This window comes from Paenibacillus sp. EB106-06-01-XG199 (assembly GCF_058791575.1).
This window is the reverse complement of sequence record NZ_JBYTDQ010000006.1, coordinates 137,431-157,431: the sequence shown is the minus strand read 5'-3', so window position 1 is coordinate 157,431 and position 20,001 is coordinate 137,431. Positions and strand designations below refer to the sequence as shown.

23 protein-coding genes are annotated in these 20,001 nt (G+C 47.1%); 10 read left to right on the top strand and 13 right to left on the bottom strand.

The features are described 5' to 3' along the window. Positions 1–64 precede the first annotated feature (64 nt). The 3 genes from AC3WT9_RS21915 to AC3WT9_RS21905 all read right to left on the bottom strand — a co-directional run bounded on the left by AC3WT9_RS21915 (position 65) and on the right by AC3WT9_RS21905 (position 2,135). Positions 65–1,042 (bottom strand): phosphotransferase enzyme family protein, encoded by a 978-nt coding sequence (locus AC3WT9_RS21915; protein WP_341097342.1) that lies wholly within the window; start codon positions 1,040–1,042, stop codon positions 65–67. A 21-nt stretch (positions 1,043–1,063) separates the two neighbouring features. After that, positions 1,064–1,735 carry a hypothetical protein gene (locus tag AC3WT9_RS21910; protein ID WP_341097344.1) on the bottom strand — a complete coding sequence of 224 codons (672 nt, stop codon included), beginning with the start codon at positions 1,733–1,735 and terminating at the stop codon, positions 1,064–1,066. Between the two features lie 67 nt (positions 1,736–1,802). After that, positions 1,803–2,135 carry a helix-turn-helix domain-containing protein gene (locus tag AC3WT9_RS21905; RefSeq protein ID WP_341380242.1) on the bottom strand — a complete coding sequence of 111 codons (333 nt, stop codon included), beginning with the start codon at positions 2,133–2,135 and terminating at the stop codon, positions 1,803–1,805. Between the two features lie 136 nt (positions 2,136–2,271). Between AC3WT9_RS21905 and AC3WT9_RS21900 the strand changes: the two genes are divergently transcribed. From AC3WT9_RS21900 to AC3WT9_RS21880, 5 genes are read left to right on the top strand one after another with little or no spacing between them, the layout of a single operon-like run. Then, complete coding sequence (locus AC3WT9_RS21900; RefSeq protein ID WP_341380244.1) at positions 2,272–2,979, top strand: lantibiotic protection ABC transporter ATP-binding protein; 708 nt, start codon at positions 2,272–2,274, stop codon at positions 2,977–2,979. 1 nt (position 2,980) lies between these two features. Continuing rightward, positions 2,981–3,709 (top strand): lantibiotic immunity ABC transporter MutE/EpiE family permease subunit, encoded by a 729-nt coding sequence (locus AC3WT9_RS21895; protein WP_341097350.1) that lies wholly within the window; start codon positions 2,981–2,983, stop codon positions 3,707–3,709. Between the two features lies 1 nt (position 3,710). Further along, entirely contained in the window at positions 3,711–4,469 is a 759-nt protein-coding gene (locus AC3WT9_RS21890) for a lantibiotic immunity ABC transporter MutG family permease subunit (protein WP_341097352.1), read from the top strand. A 29-nt stretch (positions 4,470–4,498) separates the two neighbouring features. Continuing rightward, the gene (locus AC3WT9_RS21885; protein ID WP_038598089.1) at positions 4,499–5,161 is read left to right on the top strand and encodes a response regulator transcription factor; all 663 of its coding nucleotides are present in this window, start codon (positions 4,499–4,501) and stop codon (positions 5,159–5,161) included. After that, complete coding sequence (locus tag AC3WT9_RS21880) at positions 5,149–6,549, top strand: HAMP domain-containing sensor histidine kinase (RefSeq protein WP_341380245.1); 1,401 nt, start codon at positions 5,149–5,151, stop codon at positions 6,547–6,549. The genes AC3WT9_RS21885 and AC3WT9_RS21880 overlap by 13 nt, the downstream gene beginning before the upstream one ends. A 25-nt stretch (positions 6,550–6,574) precedes the next feature. On the opposite strand, the gene AC3WT9_RS21875 is transcribed toward AC3WT9_RS21880, so the two are convergent. Beyond that, positions 6,575–7,453, bottom strand: a complete 879-nt coding sequence (locus tag AC3WT9_RS21875) for a MerR family transcriptional regulator (RefSeq protein ID WP_341380246.1) — start codon at positions 7,451–7,453, stop codon at positions 6,575–6,577. Positions 7,454–7,601: 148 nt separating this feature from the next. Further along, entirely contained in the window at positions 7,602–8,528 is a 927-nt protein-coding gene (locus AC3WT9_RS21870; protein ID WP_341380247.1) for a LysR family transcriptional regulator, read from the bottom strand. Positions 8,529–8,661: 133 nt separating this feature from the next. Between AC3WT9_RS21870 and AC3WT9_RS21865 the strand changes: the two genes are divergently transcribed. Continuing rightward, positions 8,662–9,672: an alpha/beta fold hydrolase gene (locus tag AC3WT9_RS21865; RefSeq protein ID WP_341380248.1), complete on the top strand. Its 1,011-nt coding sequence runs from the start codon at positions 8,662–8,664 to the stop codon at positions 9,670–9,672. A 22-nt stretch (positions 9,673–9,694) separates the two neighbouring features. Then, entirely contained in the window at positions 9,695–10,879 is a 1,185-nt protein-coding gene (locus AC3WT9_RS21860; protein ID WP_341380249.1) for an MFS transporter, read from the top strand. 83 nt (positions 10,880–10,962) lie between these two features. On the opposite strand, the gene AC3WT9_RS21855 is transcribed toward AC3WT9_RS21860, so the two are convergent. The 4 genes from AC3WT9_RS21855 to AC3WT9_RS21840 all read right to left on the bottom strand — a co-directional run bounded on the left by AC3WT9_RS21855 (position 10,963) and on the right by AC3WT9_RS21840 (position 14,068). Then, on the bottom strand, positions 10,963–11,265 hold the full coding sequence (locus AC3WT9_RS21855; protein ID WP_341380250.1) for a hypothetical protein: 303 nt from the start codon (positions 11,263–11,265) through the stop codon (positions 10,963–10,965). Between the two features lie 71 nt (positions 11,266–11,336). Continuing rightward, on the bottom strand, positions 11,337–11,855 hold the full coding sequence (locus tag AC3WT9_RS21850; RefSeq protein WP_341380251.1) for a DinB family protein: 519 nt from the start codon (positions 11,853–11,855) through the stop codon (positions 11,337–11,339). Positions 11,856–11,956: 101 nt separating this feature from the next. Beyond that, positions 11,957–12,928 carry a helix-turn-helix transcriptional regulator gene (locus tag AC3WT9_RS21845; RefSeq protein WP_341380252.1) on the bottom strand — a complete coding sequence of 324 codons (972 nt, stop codon included), beginning with the start codon at positions 12,926–12,928 and terminating at the stop codon, positions 11,957–11,959. A 216-nt stretch (positions 12,929–13,144) separates the two neighbouring features. Beyond that, positions 13,145–14,068 carry an AraC family transcriptional regulator gene (locus tag AC3WT9_RS21840; protein ID WP_341380253.1) on the bottom strand — a complete coding sequence of 308 codons (924 nt, stop codon included), beginning with the start codon at positions 14,066–14,068 and terminating at the stop codon, positions 13,145–13,147. A 155-nt stretch (positions 14,069–14,223) separates the two neighbouring features. On the opposite strand from AC3WT9_RS21840, the gene AC3WT9_RS21835 reads away from it, so the two are divergent. Further along, on the top strand, positions 14,224–14,970 hold the full coding sequence (locus AC3WT9_RS21835) for an SDR family oxidoreductase (RefSeq protein ID WP_341380254.1): 747 nt from the start codon (positions 14,224–14,226) through the stop codon (positions 14,968–14,970). A 173-nt stretch (positions 14,971–15,143) separates the two neighbouring features. Here AC3WT9_RS21835 and AC3WT9_RS21830 read toward each other — a convergent pair whose 3' ends face one another. Both AC3WT9_RS21830 and AC3WT9_RS21825 read right to left on the bottom strand, forming a co-directional pair. Beyond that, the gene (locus AC3WT9_RS21830) at positions 15,144–15,905 is read right to left on the bottom strand and encodes a leucine-rich repeat domain-containing protein (RefSeq protein WP_341380255.1); all 762 of its coding nucleotides are present in this window, start codon (positions 15,903–15,905) and stop codon (positions 15,144–15,146) included. Positions 15,906–16,105: 200 nt separating this feature from the next. Beyond that, positions 16,106–16,654 (bottom strand): pyridoxamine 5'-phosphate oxidase family protein, encoded by a 549-nt coding sequence (locus AC3WT9_RS21825; protein ID WP_341380256.1) that lies wholly within the window; start codon positions 16,652–16,654, stop codon positions 16,106–16,108. Positions 16,655–16,877: 223 nt separating this feature from the next. Between AC3WT9_RS21825 and pdxR the strand changes: the two genes are divergently transcribed. Next, positions 16,878–18,308 carry a MocR-like pyridoxine biosynthesis transcription factor PdxR gene (gene pdxR / locus AC3WT9_RS21820; protein WP_341380257.1) on the top strand — a complete coding sequence of 477 codons (1,431 nt, stop codon included), beginning with the start codon at positions 16,878–16,880 and terminating at the stop codon, positions 18,306–18,308. 26 nt (positions 18,309–18,334) lie between these two features. Here pdxR and AC3WT9_RS21815 read toward each other — a convergent pair whose 3' ends face one another. Beyond that, positions 18,335–19,234 carry a hypothetical protein gene (locus AC3WT9_RS21815; protein ID WP_341380258.1) on the bottom strand — a complete coding sequence of 300 codons (900 nt, stop codon included), beginning with the start codon at positions 19,232–19,234 and terminating at the stop codon, positions 18,335–18,337. A 267-nt stretch (positions 19,235–19,501) separates the two neighbouring features. Between AC3WT9_RS21815 and AC3WT9_RS21810 the strand changes: the two genes are divergently transcribed. Next, positions 19,502–19,741 carry a hypothetical protein gene (locus tag AC3WT9_RS21810; protein WP_341380259.1) on the top strand — a complete coding sequence of 80 codons (240 nt, stop codon included), beginning with the start codon at positions 19,502–19,504 and terminating at the stop codon, positions 19,739–19,741. A gap of 86 nt (positions 19,742–19,827) precedes the next feature. Here AC3WT9_RS21810 and AC3WT9_RS21805 read toward each other — a convergent pair whose 3' ends face one another. Further along, entirely contained in the window at positions 19,828–19,977 is a 150-nt protein-coding gene (locus AC3WT9_RS21805; protein ID WP_341380260.1) for a hypothetical protein, read from the bottom strand. Positions 19,978–20,001: the final 24 nt, after the last annotated feature.

Here is a 20,001-nt window from a genome sequence, read left to right as displayed (position 1 = left end):
TTCCTTGATAAACGTTCTGCATTAAGATCACCACTTTAATTAAGATTGGATTGCTTCGAAGGAATCAAAAACTGTAGAAAACAGTTTCACCGTTTAGGAAGGGTTTGCAGTAATTCTCAATCAAATCCGGCATTTGTTTACGTATCCACATATGCTTATCTTGGTTACTTATCAGAAAAGAGTAGTAGGAAAATATCACCAAAAATATGAAACCCTCTAATTGTTCAGTGTCTATTTTTCTGGAAATGACAGTTGTGTAGCCGGATAGTAGAGCGTCTCGCAATTCTCCTTCAGTCAAAAGGGCGCCCATAGCGATATCCATCGCGTAATATCCAAAACCCGACAAGCCAAAGTCAATGAATGAAATCCCCTTTGGTGTGCGGATTAGGTTACTATAGTTAATGTCTGCATGGATGAATCCCCATGTCTCCATCGTTTTGCTCAATACTTTAACACGATCATTGATCAACGAAAATGTATTTTCAAGAATATAAAAATCCTTGGTAGTGATAATCCCCATTTCTTCACCGGATCGCAATTTGGCCAGCATGGTATTTGTCCACTCTATTTCATATTCGGGCCTAATAAAACTTGAACCCTGTTGATAGCGCATTGAAAACTGATGCAAATGGGCAATACGCGTCCCAAAGGTACGAACTGTTCCCTCACTGTTCAAATCTTGCTTGGACATGATTTCCCCAAAAATCCATTTTAAGACGGAACAGTGCACTTCTTCGTGTTCAATAACAACAGTTGTTACCAGTTCACCGTTTAAATTCGGAACAGGGATTTGAACAGGTAATTCGGAATGAGAAGACCAAGCTAACAGATATTCCAACTCCGATTGAACAGCCTCACGCGTATTATGTACACCCTGCATGTTTTTTGTAATGGGTTTATGCATCCGCAACAAGTAAGTGTCTCCAGAATACTTTTCTGTGACCTTGTATGTGATGTTCTCGTTATGACGGATCAATTCCACGAAAGGGTCAATAAAAGAATACTTCAGTAAGACTTCCTTAAAACACTTCGTATAATCCATAGAATATCCCCCCTAGTTACCCTACTCTTCTTGGAAAATCTCCTTAATTCCCTCTAATTCCCGGGGCTTAATTCCGTTCTCACTAAGTACAACCACGGAATCGGCCCTTTTCCAGACAAGAATTTCTCCGTTCGTATCCCAACTAATAATATCCTCAGGGAAATCTTCCACCTTTTTTAGCCCCAGCAGTTTGACTAATTCACCATACTTGTTCTCATCCACAATCTCATAGTAGTCTCTATATGCGTCTAACTCATATTTATAAACGGTCTGCCATTTCCCTTTGTTGACCTGATTCAGCATGGCTGAACTCTCTATATGGGTCTCAAAATTGTTGCATTTCAAGTCGTATCCCTCATAATATCTGCCTTGCTCATCAATTGAAAATATCTCTTGATACAACGTATCTGCACAATTAAAGTGGCGTATGACGATATCATCCTCCGGTTCCATTACGATTAATCCGCTCTCATGTTTAAAATCGCCCCGGCAAGGCACCTTATGAAGAATTCCATATACGATAGGCTCCAAGTAAGCATAGAGTGTAAATCCGCCGAATCTTGTTTGGAAATCTATTAACGGATCTGTAGGCATGATTCTTGCCGCTTGAAAGGCATTGATTATCTCCTTCTCATCCTTAACAGAGTCTTTCCATTCGGAGTGTGCAAGATAATCACAAGCTCTTTTTGACAAAACCATATCGTCACCCTTTCCTTATTCGTAATTTAACAGCTGGTTAGGCCGCGGCCATACTTTTGTTTCATAATAATTCTTTTAGTACATTTTTAGCCAGCCGTATCTTCTCATCATTGGCATCACGAAGTAAAGCCACAATGTCTTGAATATCGCTCTCTGCTGATGTAACGATGAAATCTTCATCCAGATATGCAAACAACTGTATTAAATTCACTTCAAGGGATTCCGCAATCTTATTTAAATTCAGTAAAGATACGTTTTTCTCCCCACGTTCAATCTGCCCTATGTATGAAAAATGAAATCCGCCTTTCTCACCAAGAGCTTCCTGAGACAAGCCCAGCTCTTTCCGAAGAGCACGAATACGGGTTCCAACGAGCTTTAAGATTTCCTTATCCATTACGGTATTCACCTCTCCATGTCAATCCTGCACTATTTATAGATTACCTCTTAATTCTTCGGGTGTATCCCCCATTATCCTTACAGAATCCTTAGAATCTCCCCTTACACTGTGGAAGTGGAAAGGATGATATAATATGCGGGACATTATTTTAGAAACTCAGAATCTTTGCAAGAGCTTCAAACATCAACCAGCCGTCAACAAAGTAACGTTAGCAGTACCCCGTAACTCGATCTATGGGCTCTTAGGGCCGAATGGCGCAGGTAAATCAACAACGCTCAAAATGATCGCAGGCATGCTGCGCCCCGATTCCGGGAGTATTCGCATTCATGGACATGAATGGACCCGGAAGGATTTAAGCGAGATTGGCGTATTAATTGAGGCGCCACCGCTCTATGAGAATCTGACTGCCAGAGAGAATCTTAAGGTGCGCACGCTTGCCCTCGGACTGCCGCAGTCCCGCATCGAGGAAACGCTCGCTGTCGTGGATTTAACCCATACCGGAAAGAAACGTGCCGGACAGTTCTCCATGGGCATGAAGCAGCGGCTGGGAATCGCGATTGCGCTCTTGAACCAGCCCAAGCTGCTGATTCTGGACGAACCGACCAACGGGCTGGACCCCATCGGGATTCAGGAGCTGCGGGAGCTGATCCGTTCTTTTCCCGGGCAAGGAATCACCGTCATTCTGTCGAGTCATATTCTCTCTGAAGTCGAACAGGTAGTGGATCAGATCGGAATTATAGCCGGGGGAGTTCTGGGATATCAGGGAGCCGTTCCCCACGGGCAAGAGCTCGAAGCCTTGTTCATGCAGGTCGCCGCAGCCAACCGAAGGGCTGGTGAATAACATGCTTCGTCATATTAGGGCTGAACGTTTAAAATGGCGGGGCACCTTTATTCCTAAGCTTGTCTGGCTAGCACCTGTGTTCACGCTGCTCCTTTGCGCCATCTTAATGGGCGGACGCTTATTTCAAAGCGGGGCGTACAACTGGTGGTACACGATGCTCTTGCCCGGGGCGCTGACCCTAACCTGTTCACTGGCTCTGCATAAGGATGCCAAGATGAAATACCGTGGACTGCTGGCTCTGCCCGTTGATCTGAGGACCCTCTGGACCGGGAAAATAATAGCCTGTGCAGAATGGCTATTAGTCGCCATCCTCCTGTTCCTGGTTGCCGTTACGTCAGGGGGAATACTGTTCGGCCAAACCATTCCGCTGATGAACAGCATGGCCGGGAGCCTCCTGATCTTCGTCACGTTTCTGTGGCAGATTCCGCTGTGTCTGTTCCTGACCGCACGGCTCGGATTATTCGCTGCTGTTCTGCTTAATATATTCGGTAATGTTATGGGTGTCGTTGCCTTCGATACCGGAGGACTGTGGGATTTCATGCCTTATACTATTACTCCCAGGCTCATGTGCCCGGTTCTGTCCATCCTGCCGAACGGTCTCCCCGTACCGGTGGACAGTCCGCTGAGAAGCACGGAAATGATTCTTCCGGATGTCCTGATCTCCCTGGCCTGGTTCGGATTACTCTCCCTCCTTACTGCGCTATGGTTTCGTAAGCAGGAGGCGAAGTAACATGGCTTCACTACCGGGATTGCTGAGAGCGGATCTGCTCAAAAGCCGGCATACGCCGTTTCTGCTAATTCATCTGCTGGTTCCTCTTATCGGAGTTGGCGTATTCTTAGCGTACTATTCGTACTCCCCATGGAGTGCAACCGACAAAGCTCTGGCGTTTATGCAGTCTCTAGGATGCGCATTTCCTACCCTGATCGGGCTAGTCTGCTCCATGGCGGTGGAACAGGAAGCGGCTGCAGGACAGTTTCAAAGCATGCTTGCTATACCCGCAAACAAAATTACTGCCTATATAAGCAAGCTGCTTCTCCTGCTGTTGTTTGGCTTTGGAGCCGTCCTGTTTGCTTACACCCTTTTTGGCCTGGGGTTCGGCGGAATTCTCCAGCAAGACAGATTGGGAATGCCCTTTTACATCACCGGGGCGGTTATTCTGTTCGGGAGCAATATGTTTCTCTACCTTCTTCATCTGACAGCCAGTCTGCGCTTCGGAAGAGGCGCTTCCATCGGGGTGGGGATTGTAGGGAGTCTGGTCGCCGCCTTAATGCTCACCGGGCTAGGCGATGCCATCTGGCCGTATATTCCCTTCGCATGGGGCGTCCGCTTCATCTCTCTATGGACAATCCACGCTTCCGGTACCACGCTATCCCCCACTGTATCAGGGCTGAGCGCCGGAATTACGGTCTGTGTACTGGGAACGATAATGGCTGCTCTTCTATGCGCTGCATGGTTCCAGCGGTGGGAGGGACGGTCAACCGATAATTAGACATACAACTTACAATCGAGGGAACGAATATGGCAAAAATACTCGTGGTAGACGATGAACCCGCCATCCTGTCGCTGATCCGCAACGCGCTTATTACTGACAATCATCTGGTGACAACGATCTCTGATTCTACACAGGTGTGCCGGAATGACCTTGGCGCGTATGATCTTATTTTGCTGGATGTGATGATGCCGGGTGTGGACGGCTTTACACTCTGCCGGGAAATACGCGCGGCGGTGGATTGCCCGATCCTTTTTTTAACGGCCAAAACACTGGAAAGCGATCTGATGTACGGCCTCGGACTGGGGGCAGATGATTATATTGTGAAACCTTTTGGCATAGGCGCGCTGCGGGCACGGATTGGCGCCCACCTCAGGCGGGAAAGCAGAGAGCGGCGGAATGTTCTCTATCTGGAGAATGTACACTTCAACCTCTCCGGTAAAGAACTGTTGGTCCAAGAGGACAAGGTGCCTCTGACCAAAAGCGAATATGAAATTTGCGAATTTCTGGCCCGCAGCCGCGGACAGGTCTTCTCCAAAGAACATATTTATGAAGCGGTCTTCGGGTTTGACGGAGAAAGCGACCGCAGCGCCATTACGGAGCATATCAAGAACATCCGCGCCAAGCTGAGCAAATACGGGATCGACGCGATTGAGACTATCTGGGGGATTGGATATAAATGGAATCTGTGAAACGAATCAAAACAGTGCGCCTTCGCACCTTTTTCCTGCAATACCTCCTGTTCTTAAGCACGGGGACGATTCTGCTGCTGGTACTTGTGCTTGGATTGTTCACATTGGCGTTTTCCTCCAATATTATACTGCCTGCTAACTATGCCGAGAAGGAGATTGCTGCGTTCAAGGAGCGTCTTGCCTCAAGCAGAACAGTAACGCCCGATAGCGTTCCGGGAATGGTGGATTATACGGTTTTCACCGGGGAAGGAAAGTTTCTCGCCGGTAATCTGAGCCGGAGTGAAGCAACACATGCCTGGGGGATTATACAGCAGGGTAATACTCAGGACTCTTATTTCTATACAACCGCCCGGCACGGACAGGAGCTCTGGATATTCCGGTATAGCTTAACGCCGCAGTATGCATCCCCCTTGCTGCGCAGCTATCTGCCGAATCCTCAGTTGCTGGGAGTGCTGCTCTTCATCTTGGGCATTTTGCTCCAAGCAGCCGTGCTTGCCGCCCGGTTCGGCAGAAAACTCACGGAGAAAATGGCAGGATTACAGGAAGCGACCGAGAACATCCAGCGCGAGAATCTTGAGTTTACCGTGAAGCCCAGCGGTATCCGCGAAATCGACGATATGCTGGTCTCACTGGACCGGATGAAAGAAGCCCTGCATACTTCACTTAAGCGGCAGTGGGAGCTGGAGAGTTCCCGCAGAGAGCAGATTTCCGCGCTGGCCCACGATATCAAAACCCCGCTTACCGTCATTCGGGGAAATGCGGAGCTGCTGCAGGAGACGACACAGAATGCTGCCCAGCTGGAATATAACGGTTACATTCTTCGCAGCGCCGAGGATATTGAAGCCTTCGTACAAGAAGTTATTGATCTGTCCAGCCTGCAGGCCAGTTTTGTTCGTCAGAAATCGCTGGTACGTACAGCGGAGATTATTGGGGAATTAGAGCTGCAGATGAAGGCTCTGTCCTCCGGCAAGGACCTGCATACGCATATCCAGAAGGATAAGCTTCCTGCATTTCTCCTCTTAGATAAGGAACTGTTTCAGCGGGGAATCGTCAATGTTATCGCCAATGCGGTCGAGCATACGCCTCCCCAGGGGAGCGTTGCTTTGCTGGTGCGGGGGGATGACGCTGCTGTCCATTTCACGGTCACGGATACGGGCAACGGCTTCTCGCCAACCGATCTGAAAGAAGCCGCCACCCAGTTCTATAGAGGGGACCAGAGCCGAAGTTCCGGCAATCATCACGGGATGGGGCTGTACATTGCCGAGTCCGCCGCCCAGCAGCATGGAGGGAGCTTAGCTATAGCCAATATGCCATCCTCCGGCGGAGGGAAGGTGACTATGAGCATTCCTGTTTCTGCGGGAGGCTGGGATGGTTATGGGCAGGAGTAACGAGCGCTCTTGTGGTGTCCCTAGATTATTTCAGTTTTACAGGTTCGAATAAATTCAGATAATATTTGCTTCCGCAACCATCTGGATTATCATTACGAATGTGTTCTTCCAAGCATACTCTTGAACGGTCAGATTTGTACTTATTATGCTTGGACAAGTGACGCATTAACGTTTTCCATGAATCACCTATATCGTCACTGCTTTCAAGCATAGCGTATTGGCCCCCGGGTAACATCATTTCTTTTAAATGTTTTGGAACATCCGTACCATCTGGGATGGTAGCACACATGCCATATCCATATGGGGTACCCAGATGACTTGGCATTGGCTTCACATTACCACCAAATAAACGTGCTGTGCCCAGTAAGTTTGCCGACTTAATCCAATCCAGCACCGGTGCCATTGCTTCATCTTCCGGGGATACACCTATAGCAATATTGTAGGCCACCCTCATAGGAGGAAGGGTAATAATTTTGATTATGTTGGCTTCTTTCAAATTGCTCATTAACAAATCCTCCGTTTCAGTAAGAATCTCATCCAGACTAGACAAACAGTCTGCGTTTTGCTTTTGAAGCAGTTTCAAGACCCGGTCTAATTGCTGTTCAAAAAGGAGTACTTCTGCTCTCTGCACCTTTAGAGTGGAGATTTTATTTGCAATAACCGTGCTAAGCTGTGAAGGGGACTTGTTTGCGATAACAGATTTTATATCCTTTATCGGAATATCCATTTTGCGAAGTACTGCAGTAATTCGTATACATAAGAGTGCATTTTCATCATAAATTCTCCAGCCAGAGGAGGTATCCCTTGAACTCTTAAAGAGTCCTTCTGATTCCCAGTGGCGCAAGGTGCGACTCGTCAGTCCCATCTGCTCCGACAATTTATTGATTGCAACAGATCTGTTCATCCTGATCTCCTTTCCGAGCTCTCAAAGTTATAATAGCACTTGACGCTGCGACAATTTCAAGAGTGTTCCTTCTCTAAGCACAGTGAAGTGAAAAACGCTCCATTGAGTCATGTTCACAACCACCCATACAGGAATGAAAGATTCTAAATCACCTTCCTTTTGAAGATAAGGTTTCAAATCCACCCGAGGATTTCAAAAATGTTTCTCTGGTCAAGCTCAAAAAGGCTTCGATTACAGGCGAGATCCACTTCTCTTCATGCCAAAACATTTGGGTTGCAAACGATGTGGCGGTCAAATCCCACGGCAATGGAACCAGTTCTCCCCGATCCATTTCTCCTATCACGGCCATTTCAGGCAATATGGCAATGCCCATTCCTATTTTCGCGCATTGTTTAATAGCCTCAGCACTGTTAAACTCCAATTCAGTAATTCCCCCCATGCCCTTCTGTGAAAGACTTCGATCAAAAAAAGTGCGATAGGAACATCCCTTTTCCGTTAACAAAAAGGTCCCGCCATGAAAATCTTCAATGGCCAGTGCAGTACGTGCAGCCAAAGGATGATCTGGTGATACCAATAGATAAAAGGGCTCATCCAGCATTTTTTCACCGCAAAATCCTGTCTCGCCCTTGTCCTCATCCAGCATAAAAATAATGTCAGCGTCCCCTTCACGCAAGCTCTGTTTGAGGTTCGAATTAGCCAGCGGACGAAACATTAACCGAATCCCTGGATAGCACAAACGAAACTGGCGCAATACAGCCGGCAGCCGGTACGTACATAACGTTTCATCGGCACTTATGACTACCGTACCCGTCAATTCGCCGGATTGCTTAACGGCATGCTGTGCTTCTTCAACCACACTCAATATGTTATCTGCATAGCGCAGGAACTTTCTCCCTGCATCGGTCAAAGTCACATTTTTACCCAATCTGTCCACCAACTTGACACCCAATTCTTCCTCTAAGGCCTTCATTTGCATCGTAACCGTTGAAGGGACATAGTTCTGCACTTCTGCAGCTCGGGTAAAGTTGAGTGTGGAAGCAAGCGTATAAAAGGTTTTTAATTGGCGCAATTCCATCACATTTCCGCTCCTTAATTCAAAAAAAATGAACGTTATATTCATGAACGTTTCTTTGACTTAACAATAGCGGCATCGTAGAGTGATGACAAGGAAGGCAGTCCCTACTTTAGCTATGAGAAGGAGTTTTTATATGAGAGATTATGATATTTATGAACTAGGAGATGTTCTGCTGCAATCCGGTAACACTCTGCCTAATGCCATTCTCGCCTACAAAACATACGGCATGTTAAATGCAGCCAAAAATAATGTGATTGTATATCCCACCTGGTTTGCCGGCTTGCATACTGATAACGAATGGTTAATCGGACCTGGCAAGGCACTGGATCCAGAAAAATATTTTATTATCATCCCTAATATGTTGGGCAATGGACTCTCCTCCTCGCCAAGCAATACGCCATCGCCCTATCAACAAGCAAATTTTCCACTGATCTCAATTTATGATAATGTGCGGCTGCAGCATCAACTGGTGAATCAAAAGTTCGGTATTACAGAAATCGCCCTCGTTGTAGGTTGGTCACTAGGCGCTGTGCAGACCTTTCAGTGGGGGGCAAGCTATCCCGATATGGTAAAACGAATCGCTCCATTCGGCGGAACTGCCATGACCCGGCCACATACAAAGGTTGTATTTGAAGGAATGATCGCTGCCCTTCAGGCTGATTCTGCCTGGAAAAATGGTTTTTACACACAGAAACCTAAAACGGGATTGGCAGCCATGGGTCGAGTCTACGCAGCTTGGGGGTTCTCTCAGGCTTATTATCAAGAGCAGCTCTATCAGCAGGAGGGCTACCACACACTGGAGGAATATCTCGTAGATTACTGGGATCAAGTATTTTTGACCTTTGACGCTAATGACCTGATCACCATGTTACGAACCGGCATTACAGGTGACATTAGCGCTAATCCGATGTATAACGGTGATTTTCACCTTGCATTAAGCAGGATAACCGCACGGGCCCTGGTTATGCCGGGAAGTACAGACCTTTTCTTCACTCCCCAGGATAGCAAAGTTGAAGCACAACAGATACCAAATGCATTCTTCCTCCCTATTGAATCCAAGTGGGGGCATTGCGCAGGCATTGGACAGCATGAACCAGATTCCGTATTTATAGATAAAAGTCTAAAGAGTTTCTTGCTTGAATGAAACTGAGGAGGAGCGGATTAAATTGAAAAATAAGTTGATTATATATGTCCTAGCACTTGCTGTTTTTCTAATCGGAACCATTGAATACATTATTACAGGAGTCATTGAAATGATCGCCGTGGATTTAAGAGTATCTACTTCCGAAGCTGGTTTACTGGTGACTGTATTTGCTCTGGCAGCAGCCATTGTTACTCCGATTCTAATTGCATTAACAATCAATATGGATCGCAAGAAGCTACTGATGGCTGCCCTCAGTGTGTTTATTATCAGCAACGGGCTTATGCTCGTACACCTTTCTTACGAACCATTACTATGGGTACGAATTATTCAAGGGGCTAGCGGAGGAATCGCTACGGTGGTAGCCATGGCAGTAGCGACACGACTCGTCGAAAAGGAAAGAAGGGGCAATGCCATCGGTATTATTTTGATGGGGCTCAGTAGTTCGTTAGTTCTGGGTGTTCCAGCTGGCACATTTTTTAGCGAGAGGTTTGGATGGAGAGTTTTGTTTATTTTGATCGGTATCATAAGCGTTCTTCCATTGTTTATCATCTATAAAAAGGTTCCTGCCATCAGAGAAGAAGAAGTTGTTACCCTCAGGATGCAGCTCTCTATTTTAAAAGATTCAAAAATTGTAACTGCCTTGGCTATTACTTTATTTTATATTGGTGGTTACTCTACGCTTTTTACTTATATTACACCTTTCTTGCAAGCCGCATCCTCTCTTTCCATAACCGAAATTAGCGGTGTTTTATTCCTAGCGGGAATTTGCAGCTTCATCGGATCCAAAGTGGGTGGACAATTGGCAGATACAAAGGGATCGAAATTCACAATTTGTATGGGACTCCTGTTACAGGGAGCAATGCTCCTTTTATTCACTCTAGCTGGTGCCAATATCATTGTACTAATCTTAGTTTTAATGATCTTTATGTTAGCAACCTGGAGCATTTCCCCTGCTCAGCAGCTATTTCTGGTCACTCTGGTACCTAGAAATCCAGACATTGCCCTGAGCGTAAATACTTCCTTCATCCAATTTGGTTTTGCGCTAGGATCTGGATTAGGCGGCCTTGTCATCAGTCGTACCTCTGTTCTGAATTTGAATTGGGTAGGTCTGGCTGCTGTAAGCGTTGCACTACTTCTTGCCATCTTGCTATTCAACAAAAAGAGCAGTGAGATTGGAACGTCTACTGTTACTATAGAAAAATATTAAATAGCTCCCTCTTTCTAAAATCAGGGTTGAAATGCGGAAGATCGCCCAATCCTTTCCTTGCATAGGACACCCGATTGGTTGCCCTAATGTTTGGAACAGGAGTGTGGAGCGGGAGACATTGGCTGGCAATAATAATCCATGCCTTCGCTGCCCACGACTATGTTGAGTACATCACCTTTACCTGCATGAAGCACTGTGAACCGCTGCAGGCGATGAAATTGCTCTCCCAGATTAGCTGTAGCCTTGCCGCGAACCGACATGAGAAGCAGGTTGGAGGGTAGAGAATAGGAACGAATGGATTCGCCAGCTCTAATCGTGGTGCGGCGAATATCGATGACTTTGCAATTCGCGTGATTCCAAAAAACCATAAGATCATTGATGTCCATGCCGCAGCCCCGCCTCCACTCTCAAAATCCTGTTTTATTTCATAATGGCTCCGCCGTTTGCTCCTCCCCGTTTACCGCTGACCTTCCTGCCGTTCTATCAAATAGAACAAATAATCGGTCGGAACCCCGGCGTATCCTTGCTGCCTCAGCATCGCGGTCACATTGCCCCGGTGATATGTCCCATGGTTGACCACATGCTGCAGGATGCCGGAGAAATGCGTATCGAGACGACCGTACTTCGGATGCTCGATCGTCATCGCCTTGTCCGGGTCGGGCGTACGCCGCAGCAAATCATGAAACTGTTCGGCGACGCCAGCGAACAGCCGCCGCATCTCGTCCACGGTTTTGCCCTGCGCTTCCTCCGCCCAGCCCGGGATTTTCGGGAAAACCTCCTCGTTCGGAGCTTCCGCCAGTACGGACATATAGAGCTTTTCGTACAAGTACATGTGCCCAAACGTTGTCGACACGGACGGGAATACACTCGTCACTTCCGCATGGAAGACATCCTTCGGAAGCTGCTGCAGATGAGTGAATAGCTGGTCATTCGCCCAAACATGATATTCGTACAATTGCTGCGGATGTTGAAGCATGTATGAATCCACCTTTCCTTTATTCATCGTCGTTTGGCTGCCAATGCCGCAGCCTTATCTCTATCGTATACCGGGTTCGCTGACAACCGTTGTCAGCGAAGTCAATCGGAATCGTCTTCGTAATGTTTTGCGATTCCGTAGGCCATTTCCTGAATCCGACGCTTCAGCTCCAGCGGCTCCCGTATATAAATGGCCGGACCAAACGTCAGCAGATACATCGGAAGGTACTTGTTCATCGTAGGAACGTCCAGCAGAAACCTCGCCTCGCGATCGGTCCGTTCCGTCAGATAGTGGCGTAGATGCCAGTGGCGGCAAACCGCGTTCAGGGTGTCGGGCTCTCCCTCGATACGGATAACCGTCAGCGGTCCGTCCGCCTCCCGTTCCCGTTTAGACTGGTCGCGGAAATAGGCGGACGCGGAGAAATGCTCCGGCTTTTCGAACCGCGCTTCGGTTGGCTCCAGCCGCGCGATACGATCTACGCGGAACGTCCGCATTGCCAGCGACCGATGGCAAAACGCGACGACGTACCATTCGTTCCGGTCGTAAGCTAGCCCATATGGATCGACTTCACGTTCGTCGGCCTGCCCCGCATTCTCTTTACGATAAGCTATGCAGACCGTTCGCCCATCCTTCGCCGCCTGCTCCAGGTCCCGCAACAACAGAACGCCGGAAGGCGGACGCACCGGAGAAATCACATCCAAGCCACTCGTCTGGCGGGACAGATCGTCGCGCTGCTCTTCGTGCAGCCCATTCTTCACTTTCTCCAATGCACTTTCCAGCTCTTCCGTATATGGATAGCCAGCGCCTTGCGCAAATTTAAACGCGTCCACAAGCGCCTTCAGCTCTACGGAATTGAAGAATAATGGCGTCTCCCTGAAGCTTTCCAGAATGTGAATGCCGCCGTCATGGCCCGATTCCGCAACGACTGGCACACCGCTGGCGCATAATGCGTCGATGTACCGGTACACGGTGCGGATGCTGATCTCCAAACTGTCCGCGATCTGCGCGGCGGTGAGTTTCCTTCCGGAGCGTAGCATCCAGAGCATCGAAAGCATATTATCCCATTTTGCCAACGGTAGCACCTTCTTTCCTCGCGAAAATTCAATGTTATATCATCATATTTGGAAGTAATTCTTTACGATCTACGGATGGATAACTTCAGTCTGTTCATCAAAATATCCAGCTTCGGATAAGACGGTCTCACTCAGATCATATTTCACAAATATCCGTAAAGACCTGGCAATATGATCACCAACATTCTCACCAAAGTTAAAGAGTGAAGTTGCATATCAATCAACCGGAACATTTAAGATCTTGCGCAGATGCTTAACGTCGTTCATTGGGGAACGTCCAAACATGCGGCTATACTCCCGGCTGAACTGCGAAGGGCTCTCGTAACCAACGAGAAAGCCCGCAGCAGCGGCTTCTAATCCCTCTGAGAGCAGCAAGCGGCGTGCTGTCTGCAGCCGGATGGCCTTCTGATACTGAAGTGGGCTTATCGCCGTTACCTTTTTAAAATGCTTGTGCAAAGAAGAAGGGCTCATGTTCGCTTCGTTCGCCAATTCTTCGATCACAAGAGGCTTGGAGTAATCGCGGTTAATCAGATGGATCACTTTGGAAATGTTATACGCATAGCTGCCGGCTATGGCAAATTGCCTGATTAAAGCTCCCTGCTCACCTTTCAGCACACGATAAAGAATCTCGCGGGTGATAAGCGGCGCAAGGAACTCAATATCCTCAGGGGTGTCCAGAAGCCGGACAAGCCGAAGCAGCCCATCAAGCAGCGGCGGGTCCGATTGGCTCACCAGTATACCCCGTCCCGTCTTTCCGTTCCATTGGGGGCTGCTCATCTGAATTATATCCAGAATGACATCTGGACTAATGGATAATTGAAGGCTTAGGTAAGGAAGCAGCGGCGAGGCTTGAGTGATTTTTCCGATTACAGGCAGATGCACCGAGGTGACCATGTAAGTGGTCGGATCGTACACGTAATTTTCCCCTGCCAGCGTTGCTGTCTTTGAACCTTGTGCGACCACGTACAGAGAGGGCATATTGACCGTATGCTTCGGCTCCGACACCTGGCTTGCGCGCCTGAAACAAAGTTCCGGTACCGCTGAAGCATGTGTTCCGTCCGAAGGCGCGTGACGTTGAATAAGAAGAATCAGTTCTTGCAGATGAGCAGAAATCTTAGAGGGAGAGACGAAATCGGGCATGCTTCACCTTTCCTTTCCACAACGCTGATGGCTAATTATATCCACACCGAATAGGATTAGGCAAGAATTGGACGGGATTAGTCTACCTGCTTCCATCGAATTTTACTTAAAATGTACTTGCAAGGCCAATAGATCAAAGAAAGAAGGATTGAGCTATGAGCTTGGAAGGAAGAATGGAGAACAAAGTCGTCGTCATCACGGGTGCAAGTAGCGGAATTGGAGAAGCGACAGCACTGTTGCTTGCCGGGCGCGGAGCAAAGGTCGTGCTTGGGGCGCGCGGAGTTGATCGCCTTGAAGCATTGGTGACAAACATTACGAATAGAGGCGGCGAAGCTATTTATGCAAGCACTGACGTGAGACGGCGCGAGGATCTGTGCAGACTTGTTACATTGGCTTGCGAACGGTTCGGGAAGCTTGATGTTCTCGTCAGCAATGCTGGCGTTATGCCTATTTCCCCTCTCGATGATCTGCGCGTCGAAGATTGGGAGGACATGATTGACGTCAACATTAAAGGCGTTTTGTATGGCATTGCAGCAGCGTTGCCTGTTTTTCGCAAACAAGGCTTCGGGCATTTCGTGAACACTGCTTCTACAGCAGGACATAAGACCGTGCCGAACCAGTCGGTCTACTCCGGAACAAAATTCGCCGTACGCGCCATCTCGGAGGGACTGCGCCAAGAGGCTGGCGATAAGCTGCGTGTAACCATCATTTCGCCCGGTATTGTACAGACTAATTTCACGGAGGGCATGACAGACCCGGCATTGAGAGACCAACTCGCCGCCATCCGGGATAAAATGGCGATGACGCCAGACGCGGTAGCCCGCGCAATTGCATACGCAATAGAACAACCGGATGATATCGATGTGAACGAGATCGTGCTCCGTCCCACCGCCCAAGTGTAACGCAAATAGATATGGGTACCTGTTCCCCTGGTTTCAATACGAAGGGGGTGTCCCAGAAGCCATCAAATGGCTTGGTACACCCCCTTTAAGTTCCCGATTACTTCCAAATCTCTTCGGTGGAATTTTCAACGCCGCATTGCGGGTTCAGGCAAATACGGTTCAGATCGAAGTAGCTATTCCGGCTGAGTATCCCCGTTATCTTCCAAATTTACTATGACACCATTGTTCTCCAGCTCTTGGATAACCTGCTCCGCTTGCTCATTCAGCGGGTTGTTTGCCAAAGATACTTCTTGTAATTGGGGCAACGTTTCGAGCACTTCAATATCCTGGATGAGGTTATCGTCTAGATAGAGATGTTCCAATGTTGGATGATTTCGTAACGGCGTCAAATCTTGAATTTTATTTCCGCTCAGTAAGAGCCATTCTAACTTCAATTTCTTAATGGGACTTAGGTCTTCCACCTGATTGTTGCTGGCAAGAAGATCGGTCAGCTTATTTAGATTTTTTAACGGCACTAGACTTTTTATCATGTTACCGTCAACAACCAGCTTCTCTAGAGAACTTAACCCGGAAATCGGTGAAAGATCAGTAATCTGATTCTCCTCAACTGCTAAGAACGTTAACTTTTTCAACTTGCTTAGCGGTTTAATATTCTTTATCTTTTGGCCGGGCAGAAATAAGCTCTCCATGTTAACCGCATATTCAAGACCTTGTAAACTGGTGATTTTAGCCTTAGATTCGCTAGGATACAAAGATTCCAACTTCTTCAAATCAGCTGCCTTCAGCTCTTTCTTAGCCGGCAGCTCTAATTCCGCGCGAACGGCTTTCGCCAAAACCGGGTCCGTAATGACGGATGCGGCCCAAATGGATGTTGACGGTAAGAATACGAGAACCAAACAAATCACGATGATATTTTTCATTAGCTTAGTAGGCATATACATTCTCCTTTTCAAGCACATTGAATAAGTGCCATTCCTTACCTTTATCGGATTTCACTGCAGAAATGTTCAGCTTAACCTGTTGAATTCAATCAAAATAATTAAAATCAACACCGAAAAAACGCCCTAAAACTATATCAAATAGTCATAGGGCATTCCCGCTAAATTTTGAAGAAATATGAAAGCTTATCTTGTCATTAAATCTCTCGTCCGACATTGGTGTCCGTTCTATACATTTTCCCTGCTTCAATAGGACTTTCTTTTGCTGTCATATGATGCGGGATTACCCGGTAAACTTGAACCGGTCCGCCGAATACAGCCGACCTATACTTGTCTACATGCTGCTTGGACAAGGGGCGGTTATAATAGCCGGGTACGTATTTATTGATCAACTCCTGAAGTACATGAGTGGCTTCGTCCAAATCTGTGATCGGCTCTGCTTGTCCAAATATCATTACGCTCATATAAGCCGTATCCGTTTTAGCAGGTACCGGATCCGTAATGGTCCCGTATTCCTCACAGACTGTAAAACACACCTCTGGATTTTTGCTCATGACCTGATTACGTCTTCCATCGCCAGCCCCGTGAACATAGAGCTTCCCCTCAGACCATACATAATTTAGCGGTACAACATAGGGGAGGTGCCCATCAACCAACCCAAGATATCCTATTCTCGCTTGCTGCAGGAAGCTTTCAATTTTCTCCTGATCCTTGCATTCCCTGGTCTTGTAACGAACTGGATCCATTTCGAAACCTCTCCTTTCACTCATGAGATATTCATCCCACTCCAATAGTTTGAACTCCGATACTCTTCTAGAGTGCGGCAACGACTCAGATTGCAAATACCAGCGTTATTACGGTAGTATATCAGTGAATGGAGTGCCTTTTAAGATCCAAATATTAAGATTATAAGCAATCCATAACTACTTAATATTTTATGATTGGAGCTACTATTTGGAGGTATACACGATGATGAAAGTAATTCGTAATGATAAGAGACCGATCTGGCAGCAATTGCTTGATCAAGCCATTCATAATATTACAAGTGGAATCTGGGCTCCAGGAGAACTGCTGATTCCTTCCCGCGAACTCGCTCACCAGATAGGCGTTTCTCGCTCAACTATACAGATCGTTTATGAGGAATTGCTAAGCCGAGGCTATACGGTTACATCCCGAAGAGGAGGAACGCGGGTTAGTAAATGGAATCAAATCACTGGGTCAACGAAGGAAATCATAGCAAATGGCCCTCTGCCTCCCTCACTTCCCTTGTTGAACTCGGCGGTCGATCAATTACAGGACTGGTTCAGAGGCAAAGAACATGGAGAAGCGGATATTGATTTTAGTCCCCACGAACCTTATTTGGATGGACATTTTCAGAAGAACTGGCGGCAATCGTTTCTCCACGCATCCGCTGCAATGGACTTATCAAGCTGGGCTTACGGCAACCCCTATGGTTTCACACCATTACGTGAGCAAATTCAGCGTTATTTATCACTTGAACGAGGGATCCATATCCAAACAAATCAGATTCTGTTGACCTCTGGAGCTCAGCATAGCATTGACTTAATCGCACAATCGCTTTTATCTGATGGGGACACTGTCTGTGTAGAAGATCCCGGTTTTCCAGCTTCCTGGATGGCGATGAACTATCGGCGTATGAATGTGGTGCCCGTCCCCGTTGATGCGCACGGTCTTGTGGTTGACCGTATTCATCCACAATCCAAACTGATCTTTACGACTCCTTCGCACCAATGCGCAGCCGGGGTTGTTATGTCGGAGCCGCGCAGGCAACAACTGCTGCATAAGGCCGCGCAAGAACAATTTTGGATCATTGAGGACGATTATGACAGTGAATTTCGATATCGTGGGGACCCGCTTCCTACGCTCTTTAGTCAGGCATCTAATAACACCTTGTACCTCATGAGTTTTTCTAAAATGATTGCTCCAGGCATTCGTATTTCGGCTATCGTAGGATCTGCCCGGGCAATTGCTCAACTAGCCAGGGTACAGGAGCTGACTTACCGTCATCTTCCGATTATGGATCAGCTAACACTAACCCACTTCATTAAGAATGGACATTTTATGCGCCATATGCGAAGAGTCAGAAATGTGTACCGGCGAAGACACGAAGCTATGACAAAGGCTATTATGGCTAGCGGTTTAGGGGAACGCTTCACACTAAGTGGAGTAGAAACGGGATTGCATATGTTACTTGAAGCTGAAGAATCATACGACGAAGAAACCGTGACAAAGTTAGCCCTTCAACAGGGAATGCGTGTATACCCTCTTGGACCTTATTGTCTGGAAAGCAAAAGGAAGGGATGGGTGTTGGGGTTTGCAAAAGTAGATGAAGCATCGATTGAGCAGGGAATCCATCGTCTTGCGGAGCTGATCTTATAGGGTCATGTTCACAAGAAGTTTTGGGGTTATCTTCCGTGCTCTTTTTCTGTTAAAGCGAGCATCTCCCGCTTCCACTTGTCCCGCTCCTCCGATGGCATCGGCTCCCCTTTATCATACAGAAATCTAGCCATGTAGAATCCCTCCTTGGTAAGCAGGCTGGTAACAAGCTCATGCTCTAATACATTATTTTTCATGATCTGCGTCTCAACTATAGAGCTGCAATCCGTCTGATGCAGTATTTGAGCAGCCACTATGGTCTCATGGGAGACATAATCCGCTGTATGCTTTTCTACAGAAGCAGCCTCCATCTCATCAAAATAATTAATCGTGAACGTACACGAAGGCTGGTAACGGTGGTATTCGCCTAGCGGATAATATCCGATAAATTGACTGTTGTTGTAAACATGGAATGTTGCAGGCACGTAGCTATCAAGCTGAAAATACGGGATGAACCGGGCAATGCCCAGGTCAAGCTCTTCACCAGGAGGAATGACCGCATCCACGCCCATAAGGGGTTCCCCCTGCTTATCTACATAAATTGTGCTATAAGCGCTGTACCTCGTAATCCAAATTGAACCGTTCTCCTTCACAGCCTCAACGTAATAACTGTTAATTTGATTTCTTTTTTCCTCTCGTTCATCGGCGGGATTGACACAGGTATGCATGTGCTTCCGGGTGTAAGTAAAGACTGCTTTATTGGCGTCTATCGACAGTAATTCAAATTCGAGAATTTCAGATTTTATATTATAGATTTGAAATGTCAGCATCAGTTGAAAGTGATTTAAGAAGGACATCCCCCTCTTATCCGGATGAAATCTATTGATCAAACCTTGTTCATCCTTATCCATATAAGCCTGCTCCAAGCCTTTAACCATGGCCTGTAGCTCCTCTTGTGTGATGTCTTTATTTTTCTTAAAAAAGAACATGTTCTACTCTCCTCTCCATGCTAAATGAGCGGCCGCAGCATACTCTTTCAGTTATCTATCTTGCAGAGTTAACTGGCACGTTATAATACTCCCCTAATCTCGTCCCGTCAAGAGATAATGTGTGAATTAGCGGCGTAGCGGGGAATTCCCCCTCATGCATTCGAAATATGAATGAATTTCCGAGTATGAAGAGCGATATCGCTTTTTCCAATTCATCCGGTTTCACGTAAAATTTTCTTCAGGTTAACGGGGAAAAGGAGGATCTGCATGCACAAAGTGATTAAAATTAAATTCACGCTCCTTTACGGTGATGCGCCTGAAGCAAATTGTGACGGATACATGGAGTTGAATCGGGATGGTCATATGATCGCGCTCTACAATAGGTATGGCGAGGAAATAGACATGTATGGCGGACATGAATTTGTCAGGGTGCGGACGCTTGGCAAATTCGATAACGAAGACCGCGATAATTTTTACTCCTTGTTAGAAAGTGATGGTGTGGGATAATCTGCACGGCAGGCTGGCTGTTCTACACGGTGATTCCTGTCGCACTGTTTTCAATTATTATGCATTCGGCTGCGTCACCTATGGCTTCAGCAGTGTCTCTCTTGGGCCTGAAGGTTGCAGCCACCGCGAAAAACCGCATCAACGGCTTCTACTCCCTCCGAGAGCAGCAGGCGGCGTGCTGTCTGCTGCTCTCGGATAGCCTTCTGATACTGCAACGGAGGGTCGGATTGACTCACCAAAATACCTCATCCCGTCTTTCG